At 45.8% G+C, this 22,689-nt stretch carries 23 protein-coding genes; 15 read left to right on the top strand and 8 right to left on the bottom strand.

The features are described from left to right. Positions 1-34 precede the first annotated feature (34 nt). The 6 genes from PQG66_RS20130 to PQG66_RS20155 all read left to right on the top strand — a co-directional run bounded on the left by PQG66_RS20130 (position 35) and on the right by PQG66_RS20155 (position 6,189). On the top strand, positions 35-1,075 hold the full coding sequence (locus tag PQG66_RS20130; protein WP_272039597.1) for a BMP family lipoprotein: 1,041 nt from the start codon (positions 35-37) through the stop codon (positions 1,073-1,075). A 182-nt stretch (positions 1,076-1,257) separates the two neighbouring features. Next, positions 1,258-2,757: an ABC transporter ATP-binding protein gene (locus PQG66_RS20135; RefSeq protein ID WP_272039598.1), complete on the top strand. Its 1,500-nt coding sequence runs from the start codon at positions 1,258-1,260 to the stop codon at positions 2,755-2,757. Next, positions 2,754-3,821, top strand: coding sequence for an ABC transporter permease (locus PQG66_RS20140; RefSeq protein WP_272039599.1), 1,068 nt, complete (start codon positions 2,754-2,756; stop codon positions 3,819-3,821). The genes PQG66_RS20135 and PQG66_RS20140 overlap by 4 nt, the downstream gene beginning before the upstream one ends. Continuing rightward, positions 3,805-4,728: an ABC transporter permease gene (locus tag PQG66_RS20145; RefSeq protein WP_272039600.1), complete on the top strand. Its 924-nt coding sequence runs from the start codon at positions 3,805-3,807 to the stop codon at positions 4,726-4,728. The genes PQG66_RS20140 and PQG66_RS20145 overlap by 17 nt, the downstream gene beginning before the upstream one ends. Positions 4,729-4,745: 17 nt before the next feature. Beyond that, positions 4,746-5,417 carry a sulfite oxidase-like oxidoreductase gene (locus tag PQG66_RS20150; protein ID WP_272039601.1) on the top strand — a complete coding sequence of 224 codons (672 nt, stop codon included), beginning with the start codon at positions 4,746-4,748 and terminating at the stop codon, positions 5,415-5,417. Between the two features lies 1 nt (position 5,418). Then, entirely contained in the window at positions 5,419-6,189 is a 771-nt protein-coding gene (locus tag PQG66_RS20155) for a nucleoside phosphorylase (protein ID WP_272039602.1), read from the top strand. 175 nt (positions 6,190-6,364) lie between these two features. Here PQG66_RS20155 and PQG66_RS20160 read toward each other — a convergent pair whose 3' ends face one another. Next, positions 6,365-7,231 (bottom strand): hypothetical protein, encoded by an 867-nt coding sequence (locus PQG66_RS20160; RefSeq protein WP_272039603.1) that lies wholly within the window; start codon positions 7,229-7,231, stop codon positions 6,365-6,367. A gap of 218 nt (positions 7,232-7,449) precedes the next feature. Here PQG66_RS20160 and PQG66_RS20165 point away from each other — a divergent pair, with 218 nt between their 5' ends. From PQG66_RS20165 to nfsA, 8 genes are all read left to right on the top strand, one after another. Further along, on the top strand, positions 7,450-7,638 hold the full coding sequence (locus tag PQG66_RS20165; RefSeq protein ID WP_272039604.1) for a hypothetical protein: 189 nt from the start codon (positions 7,450-7,452) through the stop codon (positions 7,636-7,638). Positions 7,639-7,749: 111 nt separating this feature from the next. Continuing rightward, positions 7,750-8,235, top strand: a complete 486-nt coding sequence (locus PQG66_RS20170) for a GNAT family N-acetyltransferase (RefSeq protein ID WP_272039605.1) — start codon at positions 7,750-7,752, stop codon at positions 8,233-8,235. Between the two features lie 210 nt (positions 8,236-8,445). After that, positions 8,446-8,751 carry a metal-sensitive transcriptional regulator gene (locus tag PQG66_RS20175; protein ID WP_272039752.1) on the top strand — a complete coding sequence of 102 codons (306 nt, stop codon included), beginning with the start codon at positions 8,446-8,448 and terminating at the stop codon, positions 8,749-8,751. A gap of 59 nt (positions 8,752-8,810) precedes the next feature. After that, the gene (locus PQG66_RS20180) at positions 8,811-9,011 is read left to right on the top strand and encodes a copper ion binding protein (RefSeq protein ID WP_272039606.1); all 201 of its coding nucleotides are present in this window, start codon (positions 8,811-8,813) and stop codon (positions 9,009-9,011) included. A 270-nt stretch (positions 9,012-9,281) separates the two neighbouring features. Then, entirely contained in the window at positions 9,282-11,798 is a 2,517-nt protein-coding gene (locus tag PQG66_RS20185; RefSeq protein WP_272039753.1) for a heavy metal translocating P-type ATPase, read from the top strand. A gap of 282 nt (positions 11,799-12,080) precedes the next feature. Continuing rightward, entirely contained in the window at positions 12,081-13,241 is a 1,161-nt protein-coding gene (locus PQG66_RS20190; RefSeq protein ID WP_272039607.1) for a YhgE/Pip domain-containing protein, read from the top strand. Between the two features lie 159 nt (positions 13,242-13,400). Beyond that, positions 13,401-13,997 (top strand): TetR family transcriptional regulator, encoded by a 597-nt coding sequence (locus PQG66_RS20195; RefSeq protein WP_272039608.1) that lies wholly within the window; start codon positions 13,401-13,403, stop codon positions 13,995-13,997. Next, positions 13,990-14,733 carry an oxygen-insensitive NADPH nitroreductase gene (nfsA, locus tag PQG66_RS20200; protein WP_272039609.1) on the top strand — a complete coding sequence of 248 codons (744 nt, stop codon included), beginning with the start codon at positions 13,990-13,992 and terminating at the stop codon, positions 14,731-14,733. Before PQG66_RS20195 ends, nfsA begins: the two co-directional genes overlap by 8 nt. A 101-nt stretch (positions 14,734-14,834) precedes the next feature. Here nfsA and PQG66_RS20205 read toward each other — a convergent pair whose 3' ends face one another. Both PQG66_RS20205 and PQG66_RS20210 read right to left on the bottom strand, forming a co-directional pair. Continuing rightward, on the bottom strand, positions 14,835-15,149 hold the full coding sequence (locus PQG66_RS20205) for a hypothetical protein (RefSeq protein WP_272039610.1): 315 nt from the start codon (positions 15,147-15,149) through the stop codon (positions 14,835-14,837). A gap of 5 nt (positions 15,150-15,154) precedes the next feature. Then, complete coding sequence (locus tag PQG66_RS20210; RefSeq protein ID WP_272039611.1) at positions 15,155-15,865, bottom strand: response regulator transcription factor; 711 nt, start codon at positions 15,863-15,865, stop codon at positions 15,155-15,157. Between the two features lie 202 nt (positions 15,866-16,067). Between PQG66_RS20210 and PQG66_RS20215 the strand changes: the two genes are divergently transcribed. After that, positions 16,068-17,435 carry an ABC transporter substrate-binding protein gene (locus PQG66_RS20215; protein WP_272039612.1) on the top strand — a complete coding sequence of 456 codons (1,368 nt, stop codon included), beginning with the start codon at positions 16,068-16,070 and terminating at the stop codon, positions 17,433-17,435. 121 nt (positions 17,436-17,556) lie between these two features. Here PQG66_RS20215 and PQG66_RS20220 read toward each other — a convergent pair whose 3' ends face one another. The 5 genes from PQG66_RS20220 to PQG66_RS20240 form a co-directional block, all read right to left on the bottom strand. Continuing rightward, on the bottom strand, positions 17,557-17,916 hold the full coding sequence (locus tag PQG66_RS20220; protein ID WP_272039613.1) for a YxeA family protein: 360 nt from the start codon (positions 17,914-17,916) through the stop codon (positions 17,557-17,559). Positions 17,917-17,934: 18 nt separating this feature from the next. After that, positions 17,935-19,866 (bottom strand): ABC transporter permease, encoded by a 1,932-nt coding sequence (locus PQG66_RS20225; protein WP_272039614.1) that lies wholly within the window; start codon positions 19,864-19,866, stop codon positions 17,935-17,937. Further along, positions 19,853-20,638: an ABC transporter ATP-binding protein gene (locus PQG66_RS20230; protein WP_272039615.1), complete on the bottom strand. Its 786-nt coding sequence runs from the start codon at positions 20,636-20,638 to the stop codon at positions 19,853-19,855. Before PQG66_RS20230 ends, PQG66_RS20225 begins: the two co-directional genes overlap by 14 nt. Before the next feature lie 137 nt (positions 20,639-20,775). Further along, positions 20,776-21,483 (bottom strand): sensor histidine kinase, encoded by a 708-nt coding sequence (locus PQG66_RS20235; RefSeq protein ID WP_272039616.1) that lies wholly within the window; start codon positions 21,481-21,483, stop codon positions 20,776-20,778. Positions 21,484-21,833: 350 nt separating this feature from the next. After that, complete coding sequence (locus tag PQG66_RS20240; protein ID WP_272039617.1) at positions 21,834-22,517, bottom strand: response regulator transcription factor; 684 nt, start codon at positions 22,515-22,517, stop codon at positions 21,834-21,836. Positions 22,518-22,689 lie beyond the last annotated feature (172 nt).

Here is a 22,689-nt window from a genome sequence, read left to right on the forward strand (position 1 = left end):
TAAAAAAGATAATCGAAAAGGGGAATTTTTAAAAATGAAAAGAGGTTTATTGTTCGTCTTATCAATTGTTATGTTGGCGATTTTGTTAGCTGCTTGTGGGAATTCGGGCTCTAAAGACGAACAATCCACTCAAAACGCTCAAGGCGGAGATTCTGAGAAATCCCTGCGGATGGCACTGGTGCTTCCTGAGAAAATAGGAGTTAACCCTTTCTTTGTACAAATGGATGAAGGTTTCAAAAAAGCAGGTCAAGAGTTCAAGGTGGATACCAAAACGATTGAATCTACAGACCCTGCAGCATTCGAGCAAAACCTTCGTGCAGCTGTTGCGGAGAATTATGATCTGATTATTACGGCAACGTTCCAAGCCGAAGATGCGCTGAATAAGGTCGCTGCTGAGAATCCAAACAAGTCGTTTGCAATTGTGGACACAACGGTAGATCTGCCTAACGTTCGTAGCGTTGGTTTCCGTGAGTATGAAGGAGCGTACCTGCTCGGTGCTGCTGCCGGACTCTCCACAAAAACAGATAAAGTGGGCATGATCGCTGCAATGGACGTGCCTTTGATCAAGAAATATACAGAAGGTTTCAGAGCAGGTCTTGAATCCGTTAATCCAAAAGCAGAATTCCTTGTAAACTACGTTGGTGGTTTTAATGACCCCGCCAAAGCCAAAGAACTGGCACTCGTTCAATTCGGCAAAGGGGCTGACTTCATCGCAGGTGCGGCTGCTGTAGGCGATCTTGGTGTGTTCGAAGCGGCTAAAGAAAAAGGCTTTTATACTTCCGGACAAGATACAGACCGCACGGTAGAAGATCCGGAACATATCGTTCTTTCCCAGTTGAAATCAACAGATACTGTTGCATATGAGACAGTGAAGGATTTTGTAGATGGTAAATTCCAAGCAGGCGCTGTGAACTATGGCCTGAAAGAAGATGGTGTGGGGCTGACATACGTGACACGTGATAGCGAGTCTCCATTGAGTGCGTTTGTTGGACAAGATGTTGTTGACCAAGTAAAAGCGATCAGAGATGACATCGTATCCGGTAAAATTGTAGTTCAAGATCCATTGCAACAATAGTATAGACTTAAATCAATTCTTGAACATGATCTGGAATACTTCATATGAAGATGAATAATCAATTGAGGGATGAGTAATCCATCTAGTTAGCCGGCTGCCCAACCAGGCAGCCGGTTTTGCTACTGTTTACACTGACCTTATATGTTGAACTGATATCAACCGAGAGGAGCGAACGCAAAGATATGCTGCTGGAGATGGAGCAAATTACGAAGAAGTACGGTAGCTTCACGGCTAACAAGGATATCCATTTTAATCTGCGCGAAGGGGAGATTCATGCTCTTGTTGGGGAGAATGGAGCAGGTAAAACGACACTGATGCGTATGCTGTACGGGATGGAGCAGCCAACAACAGGTACGATCAAAGTCCGTGGACGTGAAGTTAGCTTTGCATCACCATCTCAGGCTATGGCCAGTGGGATCGGCATGGTGCACCAGCATTTCATGCTGTTTCCTTCCTTTACGGTGGCAGAGAATATTGTCATAGGGCGTGAACCTGGTGTGGCAGGTGCATTCAATCGAAAAAAAGCAGCAGAACAGGTCTATGAATTGGGCAGACAGTATGGCATGCCGGTAGACCCGTGGAAAAAAGTCGCCGAATGTCCACTAGGCATGCAGCAACGTGTAGAGATCCTTAAGGTGCTGCATCAGGGAGCGGACATCATTATATTGGACGAACCGTCCGCGGTGCTCACTCCGCTAGAAGTGAAAGAGCTGCTGGCCAACATGAGATCCCTTGCGAAGCTGGGAAAAACCTTCGTCATCATCACCCACAAGCTGCAAGAGGTGATGGATGTCGCGGACCGAATCACTGTATTGCGTGATGGACAAGTCACAGGGATATTAGAAGCTAAAGATACGAATGTAGAGGAACTGTCACGCCTGATGGTAGGACGTGAACTGGAGCGTATGGACAAGCCGCCATCTGTGCCAGGCGAAGCGGTGCTACAAGTGGAAGGCATTCATCTCACGGGAGCCAAAGATCGGTCTGCCCTTAAAGACATTCATATGCAAGTCCAAAAAGGTGAAGTGGTCGGTATTGCAGGGATTTCAGGCAATGGTCAATCTGAATTGATTCAGGTGATCGCCGGATTGCGGAAACCAGAAGGAGGACGAGTCCTCTTATCCGGGCAGGACACGACAAACTGGCCAGTACGCCGGATTCGGGAACATGGCCTGGCTCATATTCCGGAAGACCGCTATATGTGGGGGGCGGCGAAGGATGCTAGCGTGAAAGAGAACGGACTGATGGGACATCACCACCGTTTGCAGAAGAAGGGCATGATCAAGGCCAAAGCAGCGAAAGCCATGGTGGAGGGCTGGATCAAACAGTTCAGTATCAAGACAGGTTCCGCAGAGACGAAGGCACAGTTTCTATCGGGTGGTAACTTGCAAAAGCTGATAGCAGCACGTGAATTTGCGCAGGATACACCATTCTTGATTGCTGCAGAGCCTACACGCGGAGTAGATATTGGTGCGATGGAGACAATTCACGCCGAATTGTTACGTAAACGAAATGAAGGAGCAGGGATTCTGCTGATTTCATCTGAACTATCGGAGATTTTGCAATTATCAGATCGCATTATTGTCATGTACGAAGGTGAGATTGCTGGAGAACTTACGGCAGCGGAAGCGACAGAAGAACAGATCAGCTTGTTGATGGCAGGAGGGAAAGAGCGGATATGAATCGGGTAAAAGAATCACTTCGCGGACTTGTACAGCCGCTACTTGCCGTACTGATCGGCCTGCTCGCGGGAGCGATCGCTATTCTAGTCGTTGGTGGCAGTGTCATTGATACGTACGCGGAGATGTGGAAAGGAGCTTTCGGCAACTTCTACTTCTTCACGAATACATTGGCGCGTGCTACACCGATTATCCTGGCGGGACTTGGCGTAGCACTAGCATTCCGTGCCGGATTCTTCAATATGGGTGCGGAAGGTCAGATGATTCTTGGGGGACTCAGTGCGGCACTCACGGCGCTCTATCTGCCAGGGCCGGGCTGGTTCGTTTGTATCGTTGCGATTGTGGCGGGAATTATCGCCGGCGGTGTATGGTCTCTTTTTGCAGGCTGGCTGGATGCACGTTTTGGTATGAATTTGTTGATTACAACCTTGCTACTTAACTATATCGCGATCTATTTTGGTGGATACATGGTGTCATATCCATTCAAAGATCGGACGGGATCAGCAGCGATGGCCCAGACGCCGATGATCGATCAGAGCATCTGGCTGCCGAAGCTATTTCAGGGGATGGGACTGCACGCAGGTTTCATTATAGCGATAGTAGCGGCACTGCTGATCTACTGGTTCACACACAAAACGGTGACGGGTTATGAGATTCGTATGCTCGGCAGCAATCCGTCGTTTGCCACTTATGGCGGTGTGCGCCGGATTCGTATGATGATGTTGTCGATGATCATCAGTGGTGGACTTGCGGGTCTCGCGGGTGCTGGTGAAGTGCTTGGTACACAGTATCGTTTCCTCGATGGTTCGTTGTCCTCGGCAAGTTATGCGTGGAGCGGTATCATGGCTACATTGCTGGCACGCTCGCATCCACTGGGTACAGCGGTAGCAGCTATTTTGCTGGCTGCTCTGCAGACGGGTGCGATGGGCATGGAGCGAAACACGGATGTGCCACTGGAAGTGGGTAGCGTGATTCAGGCTGTTCTGACATTATTTGTCTCAGCACAGATCGGTTATTCCTTCCTGAAGCGGAGAAAGGAGAAGAAGTCCAATGCAGCAACTGTTTGATGCAGCCATGTTTGGCTCAACCTTACGGATTATGACGCCCATCCTGCTCGCAGCACTTGGCGGGGCTCTATGCTCGCGTGTCGGTCTGTTCAACGTCGGTCTGGAAGGGCTTGTGCTGATCGGGGCGTTCTCCGCAATTGTGGGCAACTATCTATTCGGCAACGTTCTTTTGGCAGTACTATTTTCGATTATTATCGTGATGCTGTTCTCGGCGCTCTTTGCATTTATAAGTATTAATCTGAAGGCTAATGCCATCGTGGTCGGGATCTCATTGAATTTCCTGGCGGCGGGACTGACGACATTCGCATTGCGAGCGATCTTTGATGTGAAGGGTGCATACTACGATAAGGATATGGTAGGCTTGCCGAAATGGGACATTCCATTGATCCAGGATATCCCTTGGGTGGGCACGGTGTTCTCAGGCCATAGTCCGCTGGTATATCTCGGTATTGTTATTGTCATTGCTCTGCAGTTTTATCTATTTAAAAGTGTATCTGGCTTCCGTCTGCGTTCGGTGGGCGAGAATCCGATCGCAGCACAGAGCATTGGCATCAAAGTGCGCGGCATTCAGTACGGCGCTGTGTTGATGTGCGGTGTACTGTGTGCACTGGCTGGAGCGCAGTTGTCGCTTGGTCAGGTGACGATGTTTACCGAAGGAATGACCGCAGGCCGCGGCTTTATTGCTTTGGTTGCTACCATGCTGGGACAAGCCAATCCGCTTGGCGTGATGGGGTCCAGCGTGCTGTTTGGTTTCATGGAAGCACTTAGTATCCGTCTGCAAGGCTTCTCCTTGCCAACCCATTTCACCATGATGCTGCCGTATATTGTGACACTGGTGGCGATGTTCTTTTTCAAAGACCGGACGTATGCGCAGGATGCACTGAAAGCGGGCGGAAGCTCGCGTTAATAAGGAGGAAGCAGGGAATGCATAACAAGGCTGAACGTTTGAAAAAAACGAAAACACCGCCACCCAAAGCAGGTGCCGATTATGGAGATCGGCTGCCGCCGGGTCAGGTGCTGACGGAGAAATTCCCGATTTTGCATGAAGGGGAAGTGCCGGTGTATGACCTCTCCACTTGGGATTTGAAGGTTTTTGGTGAAGTCGAAGAAGAGAAAGTGTTCTCTCTGACTGAGCTTCAGGCGATGCCGCAGGTGAACATGGTTAGTGATATTCATTGCGTGACTCGCTGGTCGAAGTTTGATACATCGTGGGAGGGTATCCGTTTCTCGGAATTCATAAAGCTGCTTGGGGTTAAACCAGAAGCGAAGTATGTCATGATTCACGCGGATCATGATTACGAGACGAATGTTCCAATGGAAGAACTGATGCATGATAATGTATTGCTTGCATTTAAGTATAACGGCGAGCCGCTCACACCGAAGCATGGGTTTCCACTTCGATTGGTTGTGCCACAGCTGTACTTCTGGAAAAGTGCGAAGTGGGTACGCGGACTGGAGTTTATGACGGAAGATCGCAACGGCTTCTGGGAAAGCAACGGCTTCCACCATTTTGCCGATCCGTTCAAGGAACAACGCTTCTCAGGTGAGGATCTGCCGATTCCTGAGGATGAGTGGACGAAGAAGGAGTTTGATTAAGATGTTGATGCCGATTTTGCAGATTCATTCAGAAGATATGCCGGCTTATGCTATCGTGTGTGGAGACCCGGCCCGTGCCGAGAAGATTTCTCGTAAGCTGGAGAATGCCAGAGAGCTGGCTTTTAGCCGTGAATACCGTACCTTTGTTGGAATGTATGAAGGTGTTCAGATGGCTGTAGTTAGTCATGGTGTAGGATCACCAGGTGCAGCTGTTTGCTTCGAGGAACTGATTCGTGCAGGAGTGACAACCCTGATTCGTGTAGGCACAGCGGGTTCATATACAGCTGATTATCCAGCAGGCAGTGTTATTGTGAGCACTGCCGCTGTGCGCACGGATGGGCTGACACGTCAGCTTGTACCCGACGGTTTCCCAGCTGTAGCAGATATCGATGTGACTAGTGCTTTGGTTACGGCTGCTCGTGAGATAAGCAGTAGCACAGGTGAGGGGAATACCCAGGCTACCAAGGTTGGGGTAGGTATCACGGTAACACTGGATGCGTTCTTCACAGGGGTGGAGGAGATTCCCCACCGCAAGTACAAGCAGGCTGGGGCACTTGCCGCCGAGATGGAGATCGCCGCGCTCTATATTGTAAGTACCTTACGTGGTGCAAGAGCTGGAGCGATCGTTGCGATTGACGGCTTCGCAGACAGTGATCTTGCTGCCGAGTATGATCCGCATACCGATGCGGTCGCTAAGGCTGTGGAGCATGAGATCGATGCCGCACTGCGGGCGCTTGCTGTGCTTGCTCGCCAAGATCAGGCCAAGTACTAATTGTCCAAGACACCAAATGAAAATGGCGTCCCCAAGGTCATTATATTGACCAGGGACGCCATTTTTATTCTAGATTTTACGATGCAATGAAGTCAGAGAGGGGTAGGAATCTGGTTCAGACTTCGTTGCTTCCATGAATCCAGCAGATCATCGTGCTTGTACACCGTGGACACTCTTAATTGTATACAATTTGCATGTTAAAGAAGGTACCATCAGAATTGTAATTACCTTCCACGGTAGGTTCGCCTTCTTTAGTAAAGATAACGACGTCTGAAGGGAATGCTTTCTTTTCGAGCATGTGGCCGTTCAGATCAAGACCGAGCAGCAGCTCTGCCTGTGGTACACCGGAGTCTTGTAACTGTCTTGGTGTCAAAGCCTTCATTTTTTTGTTGTATTCGTCCAAAGCTTCTTGTCCTTTGCCATACAAGTCATCTGCAAGTTCTCTTGCATTGAAACCTACCACTTTGTGAGTGGCTTGATCCACGTTAATCCAAGTGCCGAAATCGCCATCTGTGTACATAAATTCCAAAATATCATGTCCGCCTTTGTGCTGAAGCGTAATTTTTGCAAGTTCTCCGACTGGTAAACCTAGTTTGCTGAACACTTCTTCCGCTGCTGCAATATCCTCTTTAGACGCATCTTCATTGGCTAAGCTCTCTTCGGTATGGCTAATTTTGTTTTTTTCAAAGAAAGTGGTGATTTCATTTTCCTCAATGTATCCGGATTTAATATTGCCTTTTGCATCGATCAAGATCTGACTCGAAGGCGTACCCTTGACATTGAAATCCCAACCTAAACCGTCAATATACTTGCTTTTATCCAGCTTGTACTCTTTTTTGGTTAATTTTTTAAGCGTTTGTTCTGCTTTTTTTATGATCGCTGCCGGCGCTTTTTTCGTTTGGTTTGCTTCTGCTTTTTTGGAAACTGTAGTGGACACATCAGCTTTTGCTGCACTTACTGAAGATGTGAGTGGAGTGATGGACATGGTTCCGATTATTCCTGCAAGGGCAACAGAACTTAATACTTTGTATATTTTTTTCATAAATATACCTCCTAGTTTAATCCATTGTATTTTGTGTTTCACCTATATAACAAATAAGACCGTACTTTTGTGACACGTTTTTAGAATTTATGGAATTTCATGGTGTGAGTGTGATGATAGGCAATGCCTAACCTCTATCGAATGATATTGAAATCATTGGGTAATTATATAGAAGGAACATACATCAACATGAAGTTGTAGAAGGAGGACTCAGAGCGATGACACAAAACAATCAACCTCAGGATGAGGCAGCAATTCGCAACAAACTGGACGAAGACGGCGATTCTTTGATGGAGAAAAAGAAAATTATGAACGGTGTGGACATTGAGCCACAGGCAGATGATTGGGCAGCCAAACCGTCACCGGTTGCTTTTAATGAAGAGATCAAGACGTCTTCCAAAAAGTAGTTCGAGATGTTCTCCCCTCATGGATCTAGAGCAGGTACCATATGGTATCTGCTTTTTCGTAGTTGTATACTATTGGAAATACATGATCAGGAAATGTGAGGGGGGAACATAATGAAAAATATAATAAAGATTCGAACTGCACAGCTTGCTGACTATCCGGCTATATCCACGTTAATGGATCAACTGCACGATCTGCATGTACAGGCTAGACCAGACATATATAGACCGCTGCATCCCCGGCTGGCGGAAAAGGATTATGCCGAATGGCTCGGAACGGATCAGCGTTATTTCTATGTGGCTGAGCACGAAGAGACAGAGAAGATGGTTGGCTTCTGTAGCGCGCAACTGAGTGTCATTCAGGATCATTCTCTTTTTACGGATCGCAGGATACTCTATATCCATGAACTAGTGGTGGATTCTACTCATCAAGGACACGGAACGGGCAAACGGTTAATGCTTGCGATGCTGGATCTGGCAAGAGATCTTCAAGCAGACCATCTCGAACTTACCGTATCCACATTTAACTCACATGCGCAGGCGTTTTATGAGCAGATGGGACTACGAGTGCGTAGCAGTCGAATGGAATACCCATTATAAATCCACTTGGGAAACAAGTCAGAGTGTGATAACTACATACACAAAGCGTTGTGCGAAATGACATGAAAAATAAAATCATTGAATACCCCCATGGGGTATGTTAATCTGTAAAAAGAACGATTGAAAAGGGGTGTTATGATGGAACATCCAACCCATCCCGAAGAGCTTGCAATCACTGTGGCAGAGGAAAAAACAGAGTCATGTCATGGCATGAACGTGGATCAAGACGGCAAGCCTGTCCGTAAGAGCCACCATTCCCAAGAGATGAAAGGCAATTTGATCTCACGTTTAAACCGGGTGGAAGGGCAGATTCGCGGTATCAAAGGATTGATTGAGAAAGACACGTACTGTGATGATGTGTTAACCCAGATTGCTGCAGCACAGTCTGCATTGAATTCGGTAGGTAAGCTTTTGCTGGAAGGGCATATGAAGAGTTGCATTGTGGAGCGCATCCAGGCGGGTGAGCACGAGGTTGTGGATGAATTGCTGGTTACTGTAAGAAAATTGATGAAGTAAGGCCGTAAGGATGAGGCACAGATATAAGAAAACCAAACAAACTCAAGGAGGAATCGAGTATGTCTAATGTTACATTGAACGTAAAAGGAATGTCGTGTAATCACTGTGTGAAGTCCGTCGAAGAAGCGGTGAAAAATGCAGGAGCAAGTGGGCAAGTTGACCTCGCCGCTGGAACAGTTGCCATAGAATATAATGAGCAGTCCGTGACCATAGATCAGATTAAGGCTGCCATTGAAGATCAGGGATACGACGTCGTTTAATGATCTGAGGAATCGTTCACCGAACCAATTAAAATGGAAATTAGCAGTGCAGGCTTAAATCGTAGGATCATGGAATTCATATCAAGCCAGTTCTTTGGAGAGGGTGACAATCACTTCCCAGCTGGCTAACTTGATCAAACATGTAACGGTTTAAGCCTGATTTTCTGTCTTGCATATACCCCCATAGGGTATTATACACTTCTGAAAGGAGCTGATTTGATGACTACCAACGCATCTGAAAACGTAGAACCTGCACCCACGCCTGAACCGATGGATAACTCCGGTTTGAAGACAACGCTGCACATCACGGGCATGACTTGTGCGGCATGTTCTACGCGGGTAGAGAAAGGATTGTCCCGCATGGAAGGTGTACATGAGGCTAATGTGAATCTTGCCACCGAGCAGGCAACCATCTCGTATGATCCGAAAACGACCAGCGTGAACGCATTACGGGAGAAAGTTGCCGCGCTTGGCTACGATACCGTGACCGAATCTGTCGATCTGGATATTACGGGTATGACCTGTGCGGCCTGCTCTGCACGAATTGAGAAAGGGTTGTCGCGCCTGCCGGGTGTCACTCAAGCTAACGTTAATCTGGCGCTGGAGACAGGACATATTGAATATGCCGCAGGTACAATCAAGCCGTCGGATATTACAGCCAAGATCAAACAGCTCGGCTATGGCGCCGAGTTGCAATTAACACAGGAGGAATCCAGTTCTGTTCGGGAAAAGGAGCTGCAGCGTAAGAAATGGAAGTGGATGATCTCCGCACTTCTATCGATTCCGCTATTGTGGGCAATGGTTAGCCATTTCTCCTTTACTTCGGGCATTTACGTACCGGAGTTGTTTCTAAATCCGTGGTTCCAGCTGTTACTCGCAACGCCGGTACAATTTGTTATAGGATGGCAGTTCTATGTGGGGGCGTATAAGGCGCTACGAAATGGCAGTGCAAACATGGACGTTCTTGTTGCTCTGGGAACCAGCGCAGCATTTTTCTATAGCTTATATCTGACGGTAACGAGCGGAGTTTGGCCTGCTGGTGGTATAGGTGAGGGTATGAATCATGGGACAATGGGAGCGGAAGTCACAACGGCTGCCGGAACTGCTGCTATGCCTATGGTGGAACTGTATTATGAGACCAGTGCAATTCTGATTACATTGATTCTGCTTGGGAAATGGTTTGAGGCTGTGGCGAAGGGTCGCACTTCACAGGCGATTAAAAGTCTGATCGAACTGGCTCCGCGTGAAGCACGCGTCATTCGTGACGGGCAGGAAGTTCTGATTCCTGCTACCTATGTCGCAGTTGGTGATCTTGTTCTGGTGAAACCCGGGGACAGCATCCCAGTGGATGGCATCGTTCAAGAGGGGCAATCCTCAGTGGATGAATCCATGCTGAGCGGTGAGAGCTTGCCTGTAGATAAAAAGCCAGGGGACCCTGTTACGGGTGCAACACTGAACAAGAATGGTGTTCTTCGCATTCAGGCGACACATGTGGGCTCGGACACGGCTTTGTCCCAGATTATTAAAGTCGTTGAGCAGGCTCAGGGTTCAAAAGCCCCTATTCAACGCATTGCAGATGTGATTTCGGGGATTTTCGTGCCGATTGTGGTGGGGATTGCCGTGCTGACCTTCTTGATCTGGTACCTGTTTGTAAGCCCAGGTGAATTCGGTGGATCATTGGAAAAAGCCATTGCTGTTCTTGTGATTGCTTGTCCGTGTGCACTGGGGCTGGCAACGCCGACCTCTGTCATGGCTGGATCGGGCCGTGCGGCAGAATATGGCATTCTGTTTAAGGGCGGTGAACATCTAGAGTCTGCTCAGCAGATTCAGACCGTTGTGCTGGACAAAACAGGAACAGTCACTCAAGGAAAACCTGTTCTAACCGATGTTGTGGCTGCACCCGGTTGGACAGAAACGGAGCTGCTCAAGCGTGTTGGTGCGGCGGAACAGAGCTCGGAGCATCCCTTAGCCGAGGCGATTGTACAAGGCATTCGAGAGAAAGGTCTGCTTCTGGAATCCGTAACAACGTTTGAAAATATACCTGGTTATGGTGTACGTGCTACGGTATCTGGTGAGGAAATTCTGGTGGGGACACGCCGCTTGCTGGCAGATGCGAACGTAGAGGTACCTGCGGAAAGCATACAACAGATGAACCAGTTGGAGGAGCAAGGACGTACGGCGATGCTGGTTGCTGCTCAAGGCCATTGGGCGGGTATTATTGCGGTGGCAGATACGATTAAAGATACGTCCCGGGAGGCTATCGGACGCCTTCAAGCTATGGGGATCGATGTCATTATGATTACCGGAGATAATGAACGGACAGCTCGTGCGGTGGCAGAGCAAGCCGGAATTCAGAACGTTTTGGCAGAGGTTCTCCCTGAGGGCAAAGCAGCGGAAGTGAAAAAATTACAAGAGAGCGGCCGTAAGGTAGCCATGGTTGGAGACGGCATCAACGATGCGCCTGCGCTGGCGACAGCCGATATCGGTATGGCGATTGGAACTGGAACAGACGTAGCGATGGAAGCGGCAGATATTACGTTAATGCGCGGTGACTTGAACAGCATTGCAGATGCCATTGAGATGAGCCGACGCACGATGGGAAATATTAAGCAGAATCTATTCTGGGCACTCGGCTACAACGTGATCGGCATACCGATTGCAGCTGCTGGTTTTCTGGCTCCTTGGCTGGCAGGAGCTGCAATGGCATTCAGTTCGGTCTCGGTTGTGCTGAACGCACTGCGTTTACAGCGGTTGAAGCTGACTCGAAGCAAACATCAAGAAGCTTAATAGAATAATGGTTTTATTATAGAATGACATAGCGATAGATCATCATTGATGCATGGTTGCTCTAGGGTGACCGTGCATTTTCTTACTCTAGCATAATTGGAATTGCACCTCTTTCTTGAAAGTAAATCCAGCTTCATTCATGAAAATTAGGCTAATTTTTCTGAGTTTCATGAAAATAAATTGACAATATAGACATATGTCTTTAAAATTTAAACGATTGTTTGATTCAAACGAACGTTTATATCAAATTAGAACTATTTTGAGGATGGGGGACCAACGTATATGTTGCAAGCTTTACGAGCTCTATTTAAAAAACCACCAGTGATTATAGGTATTGTTACCGCACTGATGTTCCAAGTGATCTTTAGCGTAATTTGGATGACTGCATATTCCGGGGTTAACGACCGGACGAATGAATTAACCGTAGCCATTGTGAATGAGGATGGTGAACTTTCCAAAAGTGTTGCTGATCGGTTGGCAGAGACATTACCCTTCCATACCGTGGCGAATCTGAGTACGGATGAGGCACTGGAGCAATTGAAGCATCATCAAGTACATATGGTGCTGAACATTCCGGCAGGATTTAATGTCTCCCTTCAAACGCCCGGCGCCACCGCAGAGGTCCAATACACCATTAATGAAGCTAATCCGGTAACGATTAAGAGTATGATGCAAGGTGTATCACAGAGCGTGACCAACACGATCAACAAACAAGCTTCTGCTCTAGGCGTACAGACCGTTCTAACCGCTTCGGGTGCTCCTGCGGATCAGGCTGCTCAAGCCGCTGCGAGTCTGACCAACCGTGTAGAAGGCAAAACCATTTCTATTAATCCAGTCAACGGTATGAACAATCAGATGGTGCCGATGATGATGGTGCTCGCATCCTATGTAGGTGCCATGATTATGGGCATGAATCTTCAAGTTGCTATGGGCATGTTATCATCAATGTATTCTCGCCTGACATTATTCGGTGCACGGGTTGTCATTAATGTAACTTCTGCACTGGTTGTTTCCTTGCTGGGGTCTTCCCTGATTGTGGCGCTGGGTGGACAGATTGCACAAGGATTTGTTGCGTTCTGGTTGTTCCAGGCACTGTTCCTGTGTACGTTCATGTTTTTCTCCCAGTTCTTCTTGATCTGCTTTGGACCGGCAGGAAGTCTGTTCAACATCATCTCACTGTCACTGCAACTGGTATCGTCCGGTGCGATGGTGCCGCGTGAGTTGTTGAACAGCTTCTACAGCGGAATTGGTCAATACTTGCCTGCAACCTATGCCGTTCAGGGAATTCTAAGCGTGCAGCTTGGAGGGCCTGGCGTACAATCAGCCGCAGGTTCCATCGTTATTGTACTTTTGATTGCTGTTGCGCTGTCCCTGGTTGTGACGTTCTTGAAAAAAGGGCGTAAACCCGGTGGTATGCCAAGCGCAGTTCCAGCAAACAGCTAATATACGCAGGTGTTATAAGATCTGCATCGTCGATACTCAAGCACCCCGGTGATTTTCATCGGGGTGCTTGGTGTAATATAATAGATGAGATGAAGAGAGTTTTGGTCGGGGTTAAGGGCTGAAGAAGCTGACATGAACGGATAAGAGGAGAGACCAGGAATGACTGCACCGGAATTAGATATAAAAACGAGGATTTTGCTTGCAGCTAAAAAACTTTTTGCATTACAAGGGTACGACGGGACGAGTGTTCGTCAAATCTGTGATGAGGCAGGGGCTAATGTATCGCTGGTGTCTTATCACTTCGGCGGCAAAGAAAAGGTGTTCGATGCGTTGTTTGAGCATTTTTTTCCCGATCATATCCTGAGTATGCTGGCTGCAGAATCCATGTCTCCGATTGAAGGTATCCGCCGAATTGTTGGTGAAGTCGTCAGATTTACGATGACAGATCGCGAGATGAGCGATATTGTGCAGTTAGAAATTACGCTGCGTACGCATCGCACTGCAACCGTGTTTCAGTATTTGGACCCAGTCTGGAATAAGGTGAGAGCGTATTTGCAGGAAGGAAAAGAGCAAGGACTGTTCCAGATTGAATCTTCATCCTATGCGATGCTCCAGGTTATGGGAGTAGCGCTCGCACACAAGCGAGCCAAGCATTCGCGCTTTGGCTTTGATTATCAGGATATAATTACAGAGGAACTAGCCGAACAGACCGTAGAGTTCGTACTTCGAGGATTGGGAGTGAATAGTCATGAATGAAACGATTGAACTGATGATGAAACACCGCTCTGTGCGAAAATTCAAATCAGATCCAGTTAGTGAGGAGCAGCTTGCAGCGATTGTAGCAGCAGGACAGATGGCTTCCTCTTCAAGTAACGTACAGGCATATTCGGTTATCGCTGTAACGGATCAAGAGAAGAAATCCAAGCTGGCTGAACTTGCCGGGAATCAGGCTTATGTCAATGAATGTCCGGTCTTTCTTGTCTGGTGTGCTGATCTGTATCGACTGAATGATGCTGCGAAGCGTCATCTTCCGGATAAAGAATCATATGCGGACTCAACCGAGAACTTTATGGTCGCTACGATCGATGTTGCACTCGCTTCTCAGAATGCTGCGCTTGCAGCGGAATCACTTGGTTTTGGAATCGTGTATATTGGCGGAATTCGCAACCGTATTGAAGAAGTAGCTGAATTGCTCCAATTGCCGGATGGCGCGTATCCGGTATTCGGGATGTGCATCGGGGTTGCAGATCAGGAGACGGGCATACGTCCACGTCTGCCGCTGAAGGCAGTATTACATCATGATCATTATAAGTCAGCGCAGACTCTGGAGGGTGTTCAGGAGTATGATGTAACTTCAACGGAATACTTGAAGGAACGTACCAATGGTGAACGCACGACCCCATGGTCTGAACTCATGGCGAAGCGTCTTACTGAGCCTGCACGTCTGCAAGTGAGAGAATTTTTGGAACGTAAGGGATTCTTGAAACGCTAACAAATCGAACCATAGGTTTGCGTAAAGGGCCATGGGTACGCATGCGTCATCAATTTTCATACATTTCGTTAGTGAAGTATGATGAATATCAATGTGATCGATTAATTGCTTTGAACTTTTGAGGGACTAGATTTCGACATACGCAACATCAACGTTGAATACTTGTATATAGGAGAATGAGAATTCATACAATAAGTAGATAAAAAGCACAGCCATACAGGGAATGGCTGTGCTTTTTTCGGGAAATACGGAAACGAAACGATTTCCAACAAAGTTGGGGCAGCTACGTATTCGATTTTTTGCAGTGCTCCCGTCATGAGATAACTCCCCCAAATAGCTGTGCCTGTTAACGCCAGGCTTGCAACCATAATCAGCATTAATCTCCAACGAATCGTACACAGCCACTGTGGTTGCATCCTACTCACTCCTTACTTTTTAAATCGCTTTCGATTTTGTATCCAACCCCCCATACGGTTTTGATAATCCGTGGTTCGCGCGGGTTAGGTTCTATCTTTTCGCGGAGCTTACGGATATGAACCATGACGCTATTTTTTGACTCCATAAAGGGCTCGTTCCAGACCTCTTCATAGATGCGATCCATGCTCAGCACCGTCCCTCTATTGACCACCAGTAAGCGAAGGAGTGCAAACTGGCGGGGGGGCAATTTGATTTCCTGCTGATCGACCTTTACCGTATGAGACGCAAAATTAATAATGAGGTTTTCAATATGTATTTCATTCGCTTTAGCTGTGATGGCGTTGAACTGGTTCATCCTTCGAAGCTGCGACTTGATGCGTGCAATTAGCTCAAGTGGGTTGAACGGTTTGGTAACGTAGTCGTCGGCGCCGATACTTAGGGCTGTTATTTTATGGATATATTCGCCTTTAGCCGACAGCATGATGATGGGGATCGGACTCGTTTCACGTATTTTCATACATGCTTGTAACCCGTCCATCCCAGGCATCATTAGATCAAGAACAATTAAATCGATATGTTGCGAATTCAGAATCTCCAGTGCCTCCACGCCATTCGACGCTTGCAGGAGCTTGTATCCTTCGTTATTGAAATAGATACTCATTAATTGAATGATTTCGGCTTCATCATCCACCATCAAAATAGTACTTTCCGCCATAGATCCTCCTTGATTCTGTATCTACCTTACGTTAGAAGGCAGAACGATAATTATAAGCAATATTTCTTATGCATTAAGTAACGTCAGCATTAATTAAGGAAATGATAAGAAGTACGTTAGTTAGCTGATAAGCTTTCACCTCTATACTTAGTTCACACAAGCGAATAATCGTTTGAACAAAAATGGAGTGGAGGTTTTATTTTTGAAGCGCAACTTTTTACAGAAGGCCGTGCTTGTTAGTCTAAGTGTTATGTTGATCGGTATTTCAGCAGGCCTTAGCACAGGTAAACAAGTTTCTGCAGATTCGGCTAACGAGACTGATACGAAACGTACATTAAAAGTGTTGTACTGGAACGAAGACGATTTCAACATGAAGTATGGAGATTTATTTAGTCAGAAGTACCCGAATACAAACATCGAAGTAGTTGGACCTGCGGGTATGGAAGCGATTGTGGATTACAATGGGGCTATCCAGAAGTATTCACCAGATCTGGTTATGCTGCCCCCATATCATTACAAACAATTGTCTACAGATAAAAAGCTGGTCGATTTAGAACCGTTAGTTAAGCGAGATGAGTACGACATGACAACGCTATACCCTGGCTTGCTTGCTGAATTGAAGAAACAAGGCGGTGGCAAACTTTACGGGTTAAGCCCAAAAGTAGATTCGTACGCTCTTTTGTATAATGCTGATTTATTTAAAAAGTACAATGTCAAAATACCAAGTGATGGAATGACATGGGGAGAAATATTGAATCTTGCTCAAAAATTCCCGACAAAAGGAGATAAGAACTCCCGGATTTGGGGCTTAAGCTCCTTTGGATCTAGCAATCTGGTCATGGATATCGCCAGAACAGAAGGGTTAACGTATATGGATCCGAATACTCTAAAGGCTACTGCGAATACAACTGCTTGGAAAAATGCCTATCGTCTTGCGAGCGAAGCAACGAAATCCGGGGTGCTTGACGAAAGAGTCAGTCTGTCTGCCAAAAGTTACTTGGAAAGTAGCTCATTCATTATGGGACGATCAGCTATGCAAGTAGCTTCAATTAGTCAGCTACAGTCCTTACAAGCAGCAAAAAGTGGCGTGAAAAATTATAAACCTTTTACGCTTAGGATTGTTGCTGGCCCCGCAGCTAAGGATCGAGAGTCAACAGGAAATATCTTTATTAATGATATATTCGCGATTCCAGCAGACGCATCTCATGTTGATGCCGCTTGGGAGTTCATTAAGTATTTCAATGGAGATGAATACGCTACCGAATACTATAAACCCAAGAGCTCGAATAATAGTATCGGTGCTCCTCTATCTCGCATGATTAAGGAGTACTCCGGTTACAAGTTAGAATCGTTTTATAAATTAAAGCCTAATCTCGATCCATCAATAACAAGTTATGCTATCATTAACAAGTCACCAAATTTTGAATTAAGATTCCATTCAATTCTACTTAAAGAACTGACACAGGTAATCAACGGGAAGAAAACAATAGAGAAAGCAACTGCTGCTATTCAATCCAGCACTCAAACTATCACGGATAAACTTACAAAAGCCAAGACGGAAAAGAAATAGTATATGAACAATCACTTAAGAGCAGAAAAAGAATAGCTGCATGCAGGCTAAGCAGTTTTAATTGAAGGAAAACAACCTGCTACGACCTCCCCCTATAAAAGGGGGGGCGTATTTTTTTGCGTCAGGGTACATCCCGAAGCTGATTTAAAACGTACTCCGGAATTGCTTTCTCTTCTACGATAATCCATTCTTTTGTGTAGGCTCCCTTAGCAAGTACCCTCACATAGATATCCGGCTTCTGTTCATTGCTTGAAGAGAAAGTGACCTTCTTCTTTTCTCCTTCTTCAGTGTATCCTGTCAGATTATATCTATAGCGAATCCATTCATTTTTACCTTCCTTCTTGGCTGGTTTATTGATTAATGCGTAAACATATTGTTCCTCATACAACGGGTTGAACTGATCAAACTCCCGTTTGAATGTTATATACAGGGCCGAGCAAGTAATCAATGCAACCAGAATGAAAATCACGGTTTTTTTCATGCTGAATTACCTCCATTGTTATAACATAGCGTTTCGTACAATTTTTTTGTAATAGCCAAGCGTGAAGAAAGCGAACAGGAAATAGATAGCGGCATAAGCTCCCATCGAAATCATCGCAGGGATCGTATCGTCTGAAAGAGTTATGAAGTAACTTGCCTTGACTGCATAGACCGAGTGAATAATTCCAATAAACAGCGGTAGTAGAAACACCAGCATTTGCTTCCGCAAGATTCCTTTCATGATCATCTTTTCATCGAAACCAAGCTGACGCAAAGTTCTAAAACTCTGTTTTTCCTGTTCGGCTTCGCTCATCTGTTTAAAGTAGAGAATGCTGCCGGTTGAAGCAAGAAAAGCAAGTCCCAGAAAGGCAGCTATAAAAATTAATAATCCGGATTGTTGGAGCAGACTTGTGTAGCGGGAATAATAGTCTGCCGAATAATATTCATTCGTGTTATATTTCTGATAGAGGGTGGAAGCCAGTGCGAGTTCCTTATCGTCCGGGACTAGAAATGTATCTATCTGAACCCGTTCAAATCCGTCCATATCGGACATTCTCCTCTCAACTTCTTCCAAGGTGGCTTCAGACACCAACATTTGTCTACCTGATATTCCGGCATTCACGATATTTTCCAAGAGTATTTCATTCAAGGGATAACTCTTGGTCTGTGTTTCTGAACGCAGTTCAATCGTAGTTGGATATCGCTTGGTGAGATCAATGTCATCATATGCGCTCAGAGCAGAAGCATCATATTCTATTGCCTCGCCATAGTCAGGTACAGAGACATCTCTGCCTGATTTTTGCAACTGTTCAGCCGAAAGCCATAGAAGCGAGCCTTCTCTAAACCCGGGCTCAATCAACGGATCCAGAACAACGCCAGTAGTCCAGAACGTATTGATAGTATAGTGGTTGTAATGAATCCCTTTGCTCTCCAGCTCGGCTGTAAACGCATCTGCATCCTGCTGGTTATTCACCATTGCGAAATCATATGGATAATCTTTGCGAGTGACTTCCTCCACGGAGTAGTAGATAGAGTATGCAATGGTAACCAGTGTAAGGGTTAGGGCTGATAGGATAGTAATCAATGTAAGCGAGTTGGCATTGGCTTTCATACGGTGCATTAGCGGAGCAAGCGACAGACTGTTGTATAAGCCCAGATGTCCTTTTTTACGTTTGCGGAACCAGTAGAGACACCATCGGATCGTCACCCTGAATAAGATATAGGTTCCTATTATTGTAGATGCCATGACCAGCAGTGCATTCAAAACTAATTGTTCATCTACCATATGGCCGGATAACTCATACCCGTAGCCAATCAATATAACACCAAGTACAGCGATTATAGCCGTAAAAATAGAGGGTCGTTTGCTGATGAGATCAGGTTGCTTATCTGCCTGGAATAAGCCGAGCAGGGTTCTGCGATTGATCATTACCACCATCTGAATAGAAGTAATAATAATGACGAGAATGAACACTACGGTCGTTTCTAGCGCTGCCAGTACAGAAAAGTCTATCGAAGGCAGACCGTTCAAGTTGAGCAGATTCATCAAAATCAAGACAAACAGACGGGATACGAGTGCTCCGCAGATGACCCCTGTTATCAAAGCGCCCAGACCTAGCAATATATTTTCAAGGAGTAAATAACGGATAATCCAACCCTTAGAAAGTCCTATGAGCTGATATAATCCAAATTCTCGGCTCCGTCTTCGTAGGAATATGCTGTTAGACGAAATAGCGAAGATTCCTATGATGACCATAAGCAGGACCGCTGCAAACTGAAAGGCTGTAGTGAAGTTTGTACTTGAATCCAGCATATTCTGTACCTGTTGATCATACTTGAGGGAAGAAAAGATGAAGAACAGGCTCATACTGAAAATCATTGCGAAGAAATACAGATAGTATTGCTTCACATTTTGCCGCATACTGCGGAAGACCAGATTAAATACCCTCAATATTATCGCCTCCTAGTACAGCCTGCACATCAATGATTTCCTTAAAAAACGACTGTCTGGATTTATCCCCTCGGTACAATTCGGAATAAATCTTCCCGTCTTTTAGAAAGACCACACGGTTACAATAGCTTGATGCAACCGGATCGTGTGTGACCATGATAATGGTGACCTCTCTAGTCCGGTTCACCTCATCCATTACGGACAACAACGATGATGCAGACTTGGAATCCAGGGCACCCGTTGGCTCATCTGCAAAGATGATGGAAGGCTGATGAATCAACGCCCGTCCGGCTGCAGTACGCTGTTTTTGCCCTCCTGATATCTCAAAGGGGTATTTCTCCGACAATTCCCGAATACCCAGTACATCTGCAATCGCTGTAAATTCTCTCTCCGCCCGCTTCTTACTTAGCTTGCTAAGTGATAACGGCAGAAGGATATTTTCCTTTACCGTCAACGTATCAAGAAGATTGTAATCCTGAAAGATGAAGCCAAGCTTGTTACGACGGAACGTGGAAAGGGCGGCGTTGGTCATGGCAGATATATCTTCATTATCAATTAATATTGTACCATCGGTCGTCCGGTCAATCGTCGCAAGTACATTTAACAACGTAGTTTTACCGGAACCGGAGGGACCCATAATGCCGACGAACTCTTTACGCAGAACGCGTAAATTAATGCCTTTCAGTACATGTTGGCTGCTGCCCCTTGAGCCATACGCTTTATGAACATTGCGGGCATGTAATACGGTATCTTGTTCATTGATTTGATTCATGGTGAACCTCCCATATCTGGTTATAGGTTAAGTTTACGTGCAAATATCCTTGGTGTCGCACGTTTCGGGTGACGAGTTGAAGCGGAAGGTGACGAATTTGTCAGGTTAAACAAAAAAAACCAAGTTACCTTGGCTATTCACAGCGGGATATTATTCACTTGTTCTCTTCTAACGGTCTCGAATGCATTCGAATCTGTAAAAGTCATTCGCATTGTTGTACCTTGCGGCTGGCTGGAGTTGACTTGAAGCGTAATTCCTATTTTGGCTGCAACGGTTTGGGCAAGATAGAGGCCGAGTCCAGTAGCGGCATTATGAATCCTTCCATTCCCACCAGTAAAACCTTTATCAAATATACGTGGCAAGTCATGAGGCTGTATTCCCGGGCCCTCGTCAATGATGTCCAAGAAGACATTCTCTGGTTCCGTAACAGCTGTTCTGAACGTGAGTGACGTGTCGGAAGGACTATATTTGATGGCATTAGTAAGGATCTGTCTAATGATGAATCGGCACCATTTACGGTCTGTGACAACAGTGGCATCTTGGCCTTCAATACTGACTGCCAGGTTTTTTTCCATACACCAAGGTGCCAGTTCCTGAATTTCTTCTATTGCGAGACGTTGTAGAGAGAGCCTTTCAAGGACGTAGTCTGATTCCAGGGCAGGAAGGCGTGTCATGTACAGTTGCCGTTCAACAAGCAGATGAATCCGAAGCCACTCGGACTCAATTTTACTTATATCCGGGTTATGTTCTGCGTCCATAATCAGTTTCATAGCGGTAAGAGGGGTCTTAATTTCATGAATCCAGGAGGCAGTAAAATCATTCTCGATCAGTTGCGCTTCTTTCACTTGAGAAATCATTTGTTTGAAATGGATTGATGCCTCTTTTAATAGGTTGTCCGTTATCTTATCTAATTCATTGTCAGGGTGTGGGAGACTCTCAAACCAGTTCGTTTGCATGTCTTTTTGTAGCTTAGCAACTGCTTTCAGATACCTGGTTTCTTTCTTATATCGCCAAATGAAAAATACAACAAATAATATAATATAAAGCGAATTCAAGTATATGAAAGAGGTGGGTTCAACACGTACTCCCTGATCGAAAAGTATAAGCAGGTCAGTCAAACCTAGTAAGCCGATAAACAACAGGATCCAGCTTTTTTTTGAAATAAAGTAACGTACGAACATCTCATCTATTCCTCCTATAAAGTCACGGCCATATAACCCATCCCTTTCTTTGTTACAATGGCGTCTGAAAGTCCAAGCACTTCTAACTTCTGGCGTAAACGTGTGATATTGGCGGTAAGTGTATTGTCATTTACGAACTGTTCATCTTCCCATAGCTTACGAATCAGGTCATGACGTGAAATGACGGAATTGTTCGACTTCACCAAAGCAAGTAGTAAAAAAAATTCGTTTTTGGTTAGGTCTGCTTCCTCACCAGATTTTCGGATAACACCTCGCTTTAAATCAATCAAGGCACTGTTCCATTCGAGTGTATCTGCCTGGGTCTCCCCATAAGCGTACGTCCGTCGAAGAATCGCTTGAACTTTGGCATACAGCACATTCGTATGAAAGGGTTTCTGGACAAAATCATCCGCACCCATATTCAGTGCCATAACCATATCTAACGGGTGATCACGGGAGGATAAGAAAATGATAGGTACTTCGGATACAGAACGTATTTCCCTACACCAATGGAAACCGTCAAATTTAGGTAGCGTAATATCCATGATTACAAGATGAGGCTGCTCATCAAGAAATGAACGCATAACCTCATCAAAATTATTGGGTTTCGAAACTCGAAACGCCCAAGCTTGTAGCCCTGTTTGTAGCGCTTCGAATAATGCTTGATCATCTTCAACTATAAATATATTAAATTCCATATCGTGAAATGTTCTCCCTTTTGTAATGTATTTATTTCATACTACTACATTAAATGGATAGAGTGGAGTGAGCAAAGAGATTTTTGGTGTATGAGGAATTAATCGTTTGTCTTCGTGGAAGCTGTGATGACAAGCGAATGCAGTTCAACCTATTTCCGACTGGCTTTTTGTG

Source organism: Paenibacillus sp. JJ-100, from assembly GCF_948329825.1.
Taxonomy (GTDB): domain Bacteria; phylum Bacillota; class Bacilli; order Paenibacillales; family Paenibacillaceae; genus Paenibacillus.

Coding starts and splice junctions, on each gene's coding strand:
- PQG66_RS20165 (WP_272039604.1), top strand. CDS start 7,450: ATGACACAAAACAATCAACCTCAGGATGAGGCAGCAATTCGCAACAAA.
- PQG66_RS20180 (WP_272039606.1), top strand. CDS start 8,811: ATGTCTAATGTTACATTGAACGTAAAAGGAATGTCGTGTAATCACTGT.
- PQG66_RS20190 (WP_272039607.1), top strand. CDS start 12,081: ATGTTGCAAGCTTTACGAGCTCTATTTAAAAAACCACCAGTGATTATA.
- PQG66_RS20205 (WP_272039610.1), bottom strand. CDS start 15,149: ATGCAACCACAGTGGCTGTGTACGATTCGTTGGAGATTAATGCTGATT.
- PQG66_RS20240 (WP_272039617.1), bottom strand. CDS start 22,517: ATGGAATTTAATATATTTATAGTTGAAGATGATCAAGCATTATTCGAA.
- PQG66_RS20220 (WP_272039613.1), bottom strand. CDS start 17,916: ATGAAAAAAACCGTGATTTTCATTCTGGTTGCATTGATTACTTGCTCG.
- PQG66_RS20210 (WP_272039611.1), bottom strand. CDS start 15,865: ATGGCGGAAAGTACTATTTTGATGGTGGATGATGAAGCCGAAATCATT.
- PQG66_RS20170 (WP_272039605.1), top strand. CDS start 7,750: ATGAAAAATATAATAAAGATTCGAACTGCACAGCTTGCTGACTATCCG.
- PQG66_RS20135 (WP_272039598.1), top strand. CDS start 1,258: ATGCTGCTGGAGATGGAGCAAATTACGAAGAAGTACGGTAGCTTCACG.
- PQG66_RS20130 (WP_272039597.1), top strand. CDS start 35: ATGAAAAGAGGTTTATTGTTCGTCTTATCAATTGTTATGTTGGCGATT.
- PQG66_RS20230 (WP_272039615.1), bottom strand. CDS start 20,638: ATGAATCAAATCAATGAACAAGATACCGTATTACATGCCCGCAATGTT.
- PQG66_RS20185 (WP_272039753.1), top strand. CDS start 9,282: ATGGATAACTCCGGTTTGAAGACAACGCTGCACATCACGGGCATGACT.
- PQG66_RS20145 (WP_272039600.1), top strand. CDS start 3,805: ATGCAGCAACTGTTTGATGCAGCCATGTTTGGCTCAACCTTACGGATT.
- PQG66_RS20175 (WP_272039752.1), top strand. CDS start 8,446: ATGAACGTGGATCAAGACGGCAAGCCTGTCCGTAAGAGCCACCATTCC.
- PQG66_RS20150 (WP_272039601.1), top strand. CDS start 4,746: ATGCATAACAAGGCTGAACGTTTGAAAAAAACGAAAACACCGCCACCC.
- PQG66_RS20195 (WP_272039608.1), top strand. CDS start 13,401: ATGACTGCACCGGAATTAGATATAAAAACGAGGATTTTGCTTGCAGCT.
- PQG66_RS20140 (WP_272039599.1), top strand. CDS start 2,754: ATGAATCGGGTAAAAGAATCACTTCGCGGACTTGTACAGCCGCTACTT.
- nfsA (WP_272039609.1), top strand. CDS start 13,990: ATGAATGAAACGATTGAACTGATGATGAAACACCGCTCTGTGCGAAAA.
- PQG66_RS20160 (WP_272039603.1), bottom strand. CDS start 7,231: ATGAAAAAAATATACAAAGTATTAAGTTCTGTTGCCCTTGCAGGAATA.
- PQG66_RS20155 (WP_272039602.1), top strand. CDS start 5,419: ATGTTGATGCCGATTTTGCAGATTCATTCAGAAGATATGCCGGCTTAT.